An 11,418-nucleotide genomic window follows, 5' to 3' on the forward strand; every position below is an offset into this window, starting at 1 on the left:
ATAAAAAATGTGTATTTTTTATGTAATGATTGTGATGTCAGAAGTAACGTAATAAAGGGAATGATATTTCTCAAAATAATTGCTGATAGTAATGCAATGACCATGAGAATTATAATAAAAATATATGTGCTTCAATATGACAAATTAAATTGCGGTATGTCAAATAAATATTTATCAGGCGCTGGCGTACCATTGGCTTATGATATTGAAAAAGCGGTTTTTATTTTTTTGCATTTAGACTGGTGCTTTGATAAAAGTTTGATGAAAATACACATAAAAGAGCATGAAAATTATAAAAATTATACAAAACCCCTAGAAATTCGACATGTGTATTAAACGTCTATATTTATTGTGGTATAATTAATATCTAGTAAGAAAGCGTTTGTTGGGGAAGATAACAGTTGACAACAGTTTGGCGATAGCTGGGGTATGTGTAATCTAAAAGGGGGGAGGGAATTGAATGAGCGATGAGGCCTTGCTTATAGAAATGGCCCAAAATGGCGATGTGTCGGCGTTTGAAGAGCTGGTCTCCCTTTATGCAAAGAAGATATACAGCTACTGTTATAGGATGACCGACAGCCGTGAGGACGCAGAGGACTTGGTTCAAGAAGTGTTTATAAAAGTATATCGAAATCTAAAGTCGTTTAAAGGGAACAGCAGGTTTTCAACCTGGATATACCGCATTGCATATAATACATGCGTTGATAGATATCGAAAAGGCAGGAGGCTTGATACCGTTTCGCTAAATCCAGGCAAAGGGGAAGATGCCGTTGAGATAGAGCTTGTATCCAGTGACCCCTTGCCGGAAGAAGAGGTGATAAAAAGGGAACGATACAGGAAGCTGCAAGCCTGTATCGCCGGTTTAAAGCCCGAATATAAAACGGTGATTATACTGAGAGATATACAGAATTACAGCTATGAAGAGATTGCAGAAATCCTGCAGGTCCCTTTGGGTACCGTTAAATCCCATATAAGCCGTGCAAGGGCTGCATTATGCGATGCTCTCCGGGAAATGCTGGAGTGACAGGAGGTGAGCCGTAGGATGGATTGCAGGGTTGCGCAGGAACTTATCTCCCCGTATATAGATGGTGAGCTGGACAGGGAAGAAGCCCGACAGCTGGAGGCACATATAGAGAGCTGTTCTGGATGCAGACAGAGGTTTGAACAGATGAAAACTGTGGTGCAAATGGTAGGTGCGCTCGAGGAAGAGGAGCTGCCCGATGGCTTTTTGGATAGGCTGCGGGCTCGCCTGGAGGCCGAGCAGGTAACCGGGATGGTACACAGAAAGCACAGCAGGTTTTCTGGGTGGATAAAGTGGGTGGGTATAGCTGCAGCAGCGGCTGTTATCGTACTGGCCATCAGGGTGCTGAGCCTGGACGGGCTGCTGTATACCTCTCCGCAGGAAAAGGGGCAGACCGATTCGGCAGCTCCAGAAGACATGTATAAAAGCTCGATGGAAGGCTCGCAGGCCGAAGAGTCGGCGGGTTCAAGCGATAGACTGGCAGTCGAGGCTGAGAAGCAGCAAAAGCTGGATAGAGGTGATGTTAGCGCTTCTAATGCTGAATCTGAAACATTAGAGCAAGCCCGAGAGGCCGATAGCTACATCAAGTCGGATAAGGTTGAGTTGAGGGTGCAGGATGTATGCATAACCCCTCAAACCCTTATGATAAGGGCCATTCAACATGGGATAGACATGGTTGATCAGACGGAGAACAGCATTACGCTGAGAGTTACGTCCATTGAACAGCGCAAGGCTCTGTATCATGAACTTGAATTGCTTGGAGTGGTGGAAGAGGTGGGAACCAATTTTGAATCGGATACGGTAACCATTGTGATTGTAGAGCAAGAGTGATGTATTTTTAAATTTTATAATATATACAGCATCAACTGTATAAACAGGATAATTATGGTTAATAATATTAGGTAAAAATTAATAAATCGATCGGGAGGGATATGAAATGGCTAGGAATGAAACCATCAAGAATGACAACGCTATGGACAACAGTGCACCAGGTATTGATGCTGAACTCATGTCTTCTATGAAGGAAGAGGTACTCCGTGCCAAAGAGGAAAATGTTCCTATGCTGCAGGCTTTCGAAGCGGTAGCGAAAAAGAGCGGCCTTAAGGTCAATACCATAAGAAACTATTATTACCGCTATTTGCATGCCCAGCTAGCCGGTGATAACGAGTCAGGCGAGAAAAGGGAGAAAGTCAGGTCCTTGAAAGGAGTAGCTGGCAAGTCTTTTACAGAAGACGAGGTCAAAAATCTGGTCATGTCTATATTGATAGCCCAGGCCGAAGGCGAGTCGGTACGCTCGTGCGCCAATCGCCTGGCAGGTGGAGACCCAAAGAAGATGCTGAGATTACAAAACAAATACAGAAATGTAATAGCCAGCCAGCGTGAATATGTTGAGGGTTTGATGGCCGAGATGTCTCAAAAAGGGATCAGGTATTTCAATCCTTACACCAGACAAATAGTGGATGGCGACTCTGTTTCAGCGTCTGCCCAACGAGATGTAGAAACTACAGGTGATACAAGGAGCGATGTGGATGTGCAGCGCAGCCGCAAGGATTCCCTTATAGGGATAATCGGAGACGCTGTTGCCAGCATGAGCACATTCGACGATTTCTTGGTTGAAGGTTTCTTCAGGGGATTGAAGCAGCTGGTAGACATGGCGGCAAGGGGTAGAGAAAAAGGAGATGGCGATGAGCTGACTCGTCTGGAAAAAGCAAACAAAGAGCTAAAGAACAAGCTGGAGGAGCTTCGCGATTTTGTGCGCCAGCTTGCGGGTATCAATCAACGGTTTGTGGATTTGCCGGATGAGCAAAAGCTATTTGCATTGAATGACTATATAAATGAAGTTAAGGCGTGGTTGGAGACTTATGAGAAGGTATATAAAGATGTCCACACTGCGAAAGATTAAGCGAACGAAAACAGGATGTCACAAAGACTATGATGGCCAGGGCCAGCCCGATCTTATATGAAAGGGCTGGTTTTTTGCTTTTATTGATGAAAACACAAATCTTTAGAGTTTCTAGATTAATTTGTACTGGTACTTGACCTGAAGAATTTAGAGACAGTAAAATATAAAGATGAGTGATGGTAAATTAACTTGGTTTTGAGCAAAGGTAATTTTAAACAAAAATTTAAGTTTGATTTTTTTGATTTTTTGTATTTATTGACCTATTTGCTATAATTTCATAAAAGTTGGAGTGAGCGAAAAATGATTTCTATGAAAGAAATAGCCAAGCAAGCTGGCGTGAGCGTAACAACGGTATCTAAAGCTTTAAACAATTACCCTGATATTAGTGAGGAAACCAGAAAAAGGATAATAGAAATAGCTAAAAAATATAATTACTCTCCTAATTTTACTGCTAGGAATTTGGCATTAAAAAAATCAAACATTATTGGTCTTGTTCTTTCTGATATACGTGAAACTGATAGCAACGGAAATATTATATATAGACTATTAATTGGAGCTAAAAATTTTTGTTCTGATAATGATTTTGAACTATTAATAATAAATACTGATCACAAAAAACAAAAAACAAAAAAATTGGAACAACTATGTAAAGAGAGGCAAATTGCCGGTGTTATAATATACGGGTTAAAAATAAGTGATCCTTATTTTGAAGAAATATCAAAATTTAAGCTTCCATGTGTATTAATCGATATAAGCATTGAAGGGAACGATAATGTTACTACAGTGACTACTGACAATATTAAAGCGGTAAAAGAGGTAATAAATTATTTGTATTTAAAAGGCCATAAGAATATTGCATTTATTAATGGTCTGAGAGAAGCTTATGTAAGTAAAGTTAGGGAATTAGGGTATAGAGAAGCTTTAAAGGGTTTAGGTTTGAAAGTACGTAATGAATATATAAAATATGCAGATTATTATGAGGATGTAGCATATGAAAAGGCTGTAGAATTACTAAAAGAACATCCTGAGATTACGGCTATATTCTGTGCTTCAGATTTAATGGCTTTGGGTGTGTTGAGGGCCATTAATGATTTAGGTAAAAAGGTTCCTGATGATGTTGCGTTAGCAGGGTTTGATGGAATTCAGTTGAGTGAATATGTTAATCCTAGGTTAACGACGGTTGTTCAGGATTTTAAAGAGATGGGGAGGATTGCAGCACAAAAATTGATAAAAATGTTAAAAAATGAATCTGTTGAACGGATAGATTATGTACCTTATGTTTTTAGAAAAAGAGAAAGTGTATAAATTTGATTTTATAATCTACAAAAAATTTGAAAATGGTCTTTACTTACGAAAAAACATGTAGTATAATGTTACTTAGAACGAAAGCGGTTTCGTGTGGTGATTATGGTGAGGTTGGTAATTTTTGATTTAGATGGCGTGATAACAAATACATCTTATTTTCACTTTTTAGCTTGGAAACAGCTAGCAAATGAGCTTAATATAAAATTTGATAACGCAATAAATGAAAGTTTAAAAGGGTTATCGAGAATGGATTCTTTGGAAAGAATTTTGGAATATAACAATATAAATGCTAAATTTACGCCGGCTGAAAAAGAAGAACTTGCTAATAGAAAGAATACTTATTATGTGAATATGCTCGAAAAATTGAATAGAGCTAATATCATGCCTGGGATAGAAGAATTTCTTGAGGAACTTAAAAGGGAAAAAGTTTATACGGCTCTAGCAAGCGCATCTCGAAATGCAACGTTTATACTTGATAAACTTGGCTTGATAGACAGATTTAATTACGTCGTAAACCCTAAAGAAGTTGCTAGAGGTAAACCTTTCCCTGATATTTTTCTAAAGGCAGCGGTAGAGTTGGGGGTACATCCTTACGAATGTGTAGGCATAGAGGATTCTGAAGCGGGAATTAATTCCATAAAATCTGCGGGTATGTTTAGCGTTGGAATCGGAGAAAAAAAATCTTTGCATAAGGCGGATTTGGTTTTGAAAAGTACATCAGAATTAAGATTTAAAACAATTAAGAGTTTTTATGAGAATTGGAGAACGATTAAATATTCAGTTTTGAATTTGAGCATATAAGAGAAATTTATGATGTATTTGTACGTATGGTTAATGAAATCAGAAAAAGTGAGTTGTTTTGATATCATGCAGAATTCCCTTTTTTACTGAATTTAATATGTAACGAATGTATAGTTCTACAAAATCGTAGGGAACTTCTGCCTGATATAAAGTAAAATTCTAGAAATAAAAATAAAGGTGGGGAGGAAAAAGATATGCTGAAGAAAAAAATTTTAATTGGTTTAGTTGTTTTAGTTATGACGGTGGCTTTGGTTTTAAATGGTTGTACTAAACAAAAATCTGGAGACGATGGGCAAATATCGAATGGCCAGAAGGAAGAGGGTACATCAGAACAAACTGATAAGCAGATTAAAAATGTAGCTATTGAGTTACTGCATGGACAGCCTGAAGAAGCCCGTGTAAAGACAATTCAAAGCATAATTGATAGTTTTATGGTTAAGAACCCGGGGATAACAGTAAAGCAGGTTCCGGTGCCTGAAGATGGTTTGTGGACTAAAATAACAGCTCTTATGTCGTCTGGTCAGCTTCCTGCGATGATAGAAGGGTCTATTGATCAAATGAGGTTAATGTATGAAGAAGGTGTTATTGATACTGAAGCAAACACAAAGGCCATTAACTCTAAGGGAACAGATGCATTTTTTAAAGGAGCATTAGCTGTATTAAAACTTCCTGACAAAGAAGAGTATATAGGTGTTCCTGTATCAGGTTGGGTAGCTGGTATTTGGTATAGAAAAGATTGGTTTGAAGAAAAAGGTTTTAGTGCGCCTGATACATGGGAAAATATATTAAAAGCTGCTCAAACTTTTTATGATCCTGACAATAAAAAATATGGTATTGTTTTTGCAACTGAAGTTTCGGATTTCACAGAACAGACATTCCAGCAAATTGCTCTTTCAAACAATGCTGAGCTTTTTGACGGAAATGGACAACCGAAATTTAATTCGCCTGAAATGAAAGAAGCAGTACAATTTTATAAAGATTTGTATCAATACAGCCCAAAGGGTTCCAATGGTGTTACTCAAGTAAAGGATACTTTTGTAGGTGGCAATGCGGCTATGGCAATGTATTCTACGTATATTATGCCTAGCTTGTATGAACAAAATATGGCTGACAAGATAGGGTTTGCGATTCCAACTAAAAAGGTAGCTGCAAGCTTTGGTATGACATCTACAATGACAATTTCAAATATGGTAAAACCAGAGGAAAGAGAAGCTGCTGTTAAATTCTTAGCGTATATGCTTGAGCGGGAACCCAATATAATGTGGCTTCATATGGCTCCTGGTGGGGCTAATCCAGTATTAAGAGATATTGCAAAAGATGAAAAATATTTATCCCATGAGTTGTTAAAAGCTTTTGGCGAAACTGCTGCAAAAGTACCAGAGGCTTTTGAAGACCTTAGAATGTTTGGCTTCCAAGACGGAAAAACCCATCCTAAGATGGGGAATATTACAGCTAAGCTAGTGATTCCGAAAGCTTTAAATGCTATACTTGTTCAAAATAAAGATATTGATGAAGAAATGGAAAGAGCTCAACAATTAATGGAAGAAATAGTCAATGAGTAAATACTGTAAAAGGGGCCCTGTTTGCCAAAAAACAGGGCCCCTCAATAAAAATTGTTTTAAGTGGAGAGGTGGATAATGTTTGGTCAAAGAAGACGGGAAAAAAGAGTGAGCCTCAAACAGGCGGAAGCAAGATTGGGTTTTTTGCTTATGCTTCCTGCGATACTTTTAATATTTTCAATCATTGTGTATCCAATAATGTATAATATATATTTAAGCTTTCATAAGGTTTCGTTAAGCCCTATGAAACCCCATAAATTTGTGGGAGCTAGTAATTATTTAAAGCTTTTTTCAGATGAAAGTTTTTTGAGGTCATTGTTGACTACTTTTATGTATGTGATAATTACGGTAGTGTTTTCTACAATAGTAGGATTACTTGTGGCCCTTTTAATGAATAGGGAATTTAGAGGAAGGAAATTTGCACGTTCATTAATTATTCTTCCTTATGTGGCGCCAGTTATTTCTACGGTTTTTGTGTGGCAATATATGTTTAACAGGATTTATGGAGTTGTCAATTACCTGACAGTAGATATACTATATCTGTTTAAGGATGCTCCTATGTGGTTTGATCACCCGCTTTTTTCTTTGATGTTGGTAGTACTGTTTGATACATGGAGAGTTTTTCCTTATAGTTTTATGATGATACTAGCTGGGCTTCAATCTATAGATAATTCATTATATGAAGCGGCTGAAGTTGATGGAGCAAGGGCGTGGAGTAAATTTTGGCACATTACTCTTCCAGAGATATTGCCCATTATAAGGTCGTTGGTGATTTTAAGAAGTATATGGAATTTCTATAAGTTTGAGGATATATACTTGTTAACTAAGCAAGTTCCAGTAATAGGAGTCTATCTTTATGAAACGGCTTTTTCGGTTAATAATCATGGCTTAGCAGCTGCTATTACTGTTGTGCTATTTTGTATAATTATGACTTTCGTGTTGTTTGTTGGAAGGAAGGTGTTCAAGAGAGCATGAAGTCGCTAAAGAAAATTAAAAAAATATTGTTTTACCTGCTTATACTGCTCATATTAAGTATTGTGTTGTTTCCGTTTTATTTAATGGTTACAACGGCGTTAAAGACTTCAGCGGGTTCCGTGGCATATCCTCCAGAGATTTTCCCCAAAGCAATTACGTTCCAACATTTTATCGACGTGCTAAATCCAGAAATATATCCATTTTTAAGGTATTTTTGGAATAGCACTCAGATAGCGTTTGCTACAGCTACTCTAGCTGTAATAATAGGAGGAATGGGTGGTTACAGTCTCGCTAAATTAGAGTTTTTTGGCAAAAAATATATTCAAGAAAGTACTTTGGTTGTATATATGTTTTCTGGCATATTATTGGTAGTTCCCTTGTTTAGGATAATATCTGGAATAGGCTTAAATGATAATAAGATGGCTGTTGTAATAACTTGTCTGGTGTCTACTATGCCTGCTACTTTGTTTATGCTAAGCAGTTATTTTACTACTATCCCGACTTCAATAGAAGAATCTGCAATGATAGACGGGTTAAATAGACTTCAAGTAATTTTTAGGATAGTGTTGCCACTTTCTATACCAGCTGTAATGTCGGTGTTTGTATATGTGTTTATGATTGCGTGGAATGACTTCTTGTTCTCTTTTACTTTTTTGTCATCACCTGAGAATATGACTCTCTCTGTAGGGTTAAGACAGCTTTTTAATTCAAAGGATTATGTTTGGGGACGGATGATGGCAGGGTCTTTCCTTACAGCAATACCCGTTATCATCATGTTTTCACTGGTCGAAAAGTTTATTACTGGAGGTTTGACTAGTGGTAGTATAAAAGGCTGATGTTTGAGTAAAGTTTCATTTCAGACAAAGATAAAAGATGGTGCAATAAGAAAGGAGGATTAAAATATGCCTAGACAGTTGGTGGCTGTTGCGCCGAGAGTGGCTGCTATAGTTGAATACGAGGATAGGGAAATAATGCCTAATGAAGTTAAAGTCAAAGTAGAGTTTGCATCTCCAAAGCATGGAACAGAACTTACAGATTTTAGAGGACAAAGCCCTTTTATTAAAGAAAAATATGATCCGGAATGGCAGTTATTTTTACCTAGGGAGGACAAGGATGAACAAGGGGTAAAATTCGGTGAGTGGAACCTTGGTAATCAGTGGGTTGGCAGAATAATAGAAAAGGGTGCTGATGTTAAGGATTTCGAAATAGGTGACAGGGTTTGTTCATATGGTGGTATACGAGAGACTCATATTGTTAATGCTGTGAATAATTATAGATTAAGAAAAGTGCCGGAGAATGTTTCGTGGAAAAATGCGGTGTGTTATGATCCTGCCCAGTTTGCTTTAGGTGGAGTTAGGGACGCAAATATAAGACCAGGTGACAGAGTGGCTGTTTTTGGGTTGGGAGCAATAGGGCAAATAGCGGCTCAGATTTGCAAAAAATTGGGGGCTAGTCTTGTCGTTGTCGTTGATCCTATAGAGCTCCGAAGAAATGTTGCCCTTAAAAATGGAGCAGATGTGGCTCTGGATCCTAATGAAGTAGATGTTGGATTTGAACTTAAAAAGCTTACAGATAAAATGGGTGTGGATGCTGTTATCGAAACAAGTGGGCATGTATCAGCGTTGCAACACGCTCTCCGGGGATTGGCTTATGGGGGTACTATTTCTTATGTTGCTTTCGCAAAAGAATTTGGAGGATTAAATTTAGGTAGAGAGGCGCATTTCAATAATGGCAGAATAATTTTTTCCAGGGCATGCAGCGAACCCAATCCCGATTATCCAAGATGGAACAGAAGACGAATTGAAGATGTTTGCTGGAAGATGCTCATGGAAGGGTATTTACAATGCGAAGATATAGTGTATCCTGTTGTACCATTTGAAGAATGCGCTGAAGCTTATATGAAGTTTGTAGATAGGGAACCCCATTTGAGCATTAAAATGGGTGTGAAGTTTTAGGGCAATTTTGATTATTTGGGAGGATAGAATTTATGAAGCTAGCAACGCAGGATAAACCTTTTTTTCCAGATAATTTTATTGAAAAATTAATGATGGTTAAAGATTTGGGATTTGATGCCTATGAGGTAGATGGGAATGTGCTTGTTAATAGGTTTGAAGAAGTGGAAGAAGCTGTTGTAAAAACAGGCGTTTCTATTTCAAGCGTCTGTGGTGGATACAGAGGATGGATAGGTGACTTTCAAGAAGAAAGGCGTAGGCAGGCATTGCAGGATATAGAAAAAATACTGAAATGTGCAGGAAAGATAGGAGCTAAAGGTATAGTAGTGCCTGCTGCCTGGGGAATGTTTTCACTGAGGTTGCCTCCCTTAGTACCCCCAAGGTCACCACAGGAGGATAGGGCTGTATTATTGGATTCTTTAGGCAAGCTTGATATTATAGCTGAAAGAACTGGTACAGTCATTTTATTTGAACCGTTAAACAGATATGAAGATCACATGGTTAACACGCTAGGTGCTGCCAAAGAATTAATACTTGCAGGTGGCTTTAAACATGTGCAAATCACAGCTGATTTCTTTCATATGAATATTGAGGAAAAAGATATTGCGCGTAGCATTATAGAGTGTGGTAATCTTATAGGCCATGTTCACATTGCGGATAGTCATAGGTACCAACCAGGAGATGGCCATATGGATTTTGTGAGCGGTTTTAAGGCGTTACATGACATAGGTTTTGATGGATATATGGCCTTTGAGTGTCGAGTTCTTGGAGATGACCCCGTTGTAGAATATAGAAAGTCTGTAGAATATATAAAACAGTGTATTGCTAAGGTGGTGCGTTAGAATGGGGAAATTGCGAATAGGGGTTATAGGTGCAGGACAAATAGCGGAAGTATCTCATATTCCGAATTACAGCAAACATGCAGATAAAGTTGACGTAATTGCTGTGTGCGATGTTAATTTAGAACGTGCGAAGTATATAGCTAATAAATTTGGTATACCTAAGGTCTACCAAGATTATAGAAAAATGCTAGAAAATGAAAGTTTAGATGCTGTAAGCGTTTGTGTTACCAATAAATATCATTCTGTGGTTACTGTGGATGCCTTAAATGCTGGTTGCCATGTTTTATGTGAAAAACCTCCCGCTATCAATTATGCAGAAGCTTTAAAAATGTATGAGGCTGTACAAAAAAATAAGAAGATACTTACCTTTAACTTTCATTATAGACATTCTAGCGAAGTAAAGGCTATAAAAGAATTAATTGATAAAGGAGTATTTGGGGATATATACGCAGCTAGAGTGCAGGCTTTAAGAAGGAGGGGTATTCCGGGCTGGGGAACATTTATTAATAAGGAATTGCAAGGAGGGGGACCGCTTATCGATATAGGCATACACATGTTGGATACTGCGTTGTATTTGATGGGATATCCAGAGCCAGAGTGTGTTTTAGCATGCACATATCAAAAAATTGGCAACAGGCCGGGTATTGGCCTGATGGGTTCATGGGATTATACCAAGTTTACAGTTGAGGATTCTGCATTTGGGTTTATTAGGTTTAAGGATGGGTCCTGTATAAATATAGAAACTTCATTTGCTTTAAATATTAAAGAAAGTAAAGTCATGAACGTGCATCTTTTTGGAGAAAAAGCAGGTGCTTCGATATTTCCGGCTGAGATATATTCTGAAAATGGTAGTAGTTTAACTAATATAGAGCTGCCGTTTTTGCCAGAAGTCGATAAGCATTATGAAAGCATCACTGATTTTATAATGAGCTGTATTGAGGGAAAACTTCCGGTATGTAAAGTTGAAGAGGCTCTTATGATACAAAAAATAATAGATGCTATGTATGAATCCGCTGAGAAAGGACAACCAATGATTATATAACTTAACAACTTAAAAGGA

Annotated in this window: 12 protein-coding genes; all 12 read left to right on the forward strand. The window is 37.9% G+C overall.

From position 1 onward, the window contains the following. The first annotated feature begins 9 nt into the window (after nt 1-9). The 12 genes from KVG29_RS04230 (at nt 10) to KVG29_RS04285 (ending at nt 11,400) form a co-directional block, all read left to right on the forward strand. A complete protein-coding gene (locus tag KVG29_RS04230; RefSeq protein WP_252226824.1) occupies nt 10-336 on the forward strand; it encodes a hypothetical protein in 327 nt (108 codons plus the stop codon). Between the two features lie 124 nt (nt 337-460). Further along, the gene (locus tag KVG29_RS04235; protein WP_252226826.1) at nt 461-1,024 is read left to right on the forward strand and encodes an RNA polymerase sigma factor; all 564 of its coding nucleotides are present in this window, start codon (nt 461-463) and stop codon (nt 1,022-1,024) included. 18 nt (nt 1,025-1,042) lie between these two features. Next, nucleotides 1,043-1,852, forward strand: a complete 810-nt coding sequence (locus tag KVG29_RS04240; RefSeq protein ID WP_252226828.1) for an anti-sigma factor family protein — start codon at nt 1,043-1,045, stop codon at nt 1,850-1,852. Nucleotides 1,853-1,958: 106 nt separating this feature from the next. Further along, nucleotides 1,959-2,924, forward strand: coding sequence for a hypothetical protein (locus KVG29_RS04245; protein WP_252226829.1), 966 nt, complete (start codon nt 1,959-1,961; stop codon nt 2,922-2,924). Nucleotides 2,925-3,224: 300 nt separating this feature from the next. Next, entirely contained in the window at nt 3,225-4,229 is a 1,005-nt protein-coding gene (locus KVG29_RS04250) for a LacI family DNA-binding transcriptional regulator (RefSeq protein WP_025747976.1), read from the forward strand. A 102-nt stretch (nt 4,230-4,331) separates the two neighbouring features. After that, entirely contained in the window at nt 4,332-5,030 is a 699-nt protein-coding gene (gene pgmB / locus KVG29_RS04255) for a beta-phosphoglucomutase (protein WP_252227020.1), read from the forward strand. A gap of 194 nt (nt 5,031-5,224) precedes the next feature. Beyond that, a complete protein-coding gene (locus KVG29_RS04260) occupies nt 5,225-6,592 on the forward strand; it encodes an ABC transporter substrate-binding protein (RefSeq protein ID WP_252226831.1) in 1,368 nt (455 codons plus the stop codon). A 60-nt stretch (nt 6,593-6,652) separates the two neighbouring features. Then, the gene (locus KVG29_RS04265) at nt 6,653-7,564 is read left to right on the forward strand and encodes a carbohydrate ABC transporter permease (RefSeq protein ID WP_252226833.1); all 912 of its coding nucleotides are present in this window, start codon (nt 6,653-6,655) and stop codon (nt 7,562-7,564) included. Next, complete coding sequence (locus KVG29_RS04270; protein WP_252226835.1) at nt 7,561-8,400, forward strand: carbohydrate ABC transporter permease; 840 nt, start codon at nt 7,561-7,563, stop codon at nt 8,398-8,400. Before KVG29_RS04265 ends, KVG29_RS04270 begins: the two co-directional genes overlap by 4 nt. Before the next feature lie 66 nt (nt 8,401-8,466). After that, the gene (locus KVG29_RS04275) at nt 8,467-9,519 is read left to right on the forward strand and encodes a zinc-dependent alcohol dehydrogenase (protein ID WP_252226837.1); all 1,053 of its coding nucleotides are present in this window, start codon (nt 8,467-8,469) and stop codon (nt 9,517-9,519) included. Nucleotides 9,520-9,551: 32 nt separating this feature from the next. Next, nucleotides 9,552-10,358, forward strand: a complete 807-nt coding sequence (locus KVG29_RS04280) for a sugar phosphate isomerase/epimerase family protein (protein WP_252226839.1) — start codon at nt 9,552-9,554, stop codon at nt 10,356-10,358. 1 nt (nt 10,359) lies between these two features. Beyond that, entirely contained in the window at nt 10,360-11,400 is a 1,041-nt protein-coding gene (locus KVG29_RS04285) for a Gfo/Idh/MocA family protein (protein WP_252226841.1), read from the forward strand. Nucleotides 11,401-11,418 lie beyond the last annotated feature (18 nt).

Origin of the sequence: Caldicoprobacter algeriensis (genome assembly GCF_023838525.1) — a bacterium.
Taxonomy (GTDB): Bacteria; Bacillota; Clostridia; order Caldicoprobacterales; family Caldicoprobacteraceae; genus Caldicoprobacter; species Caldicoprobacter algeriensis.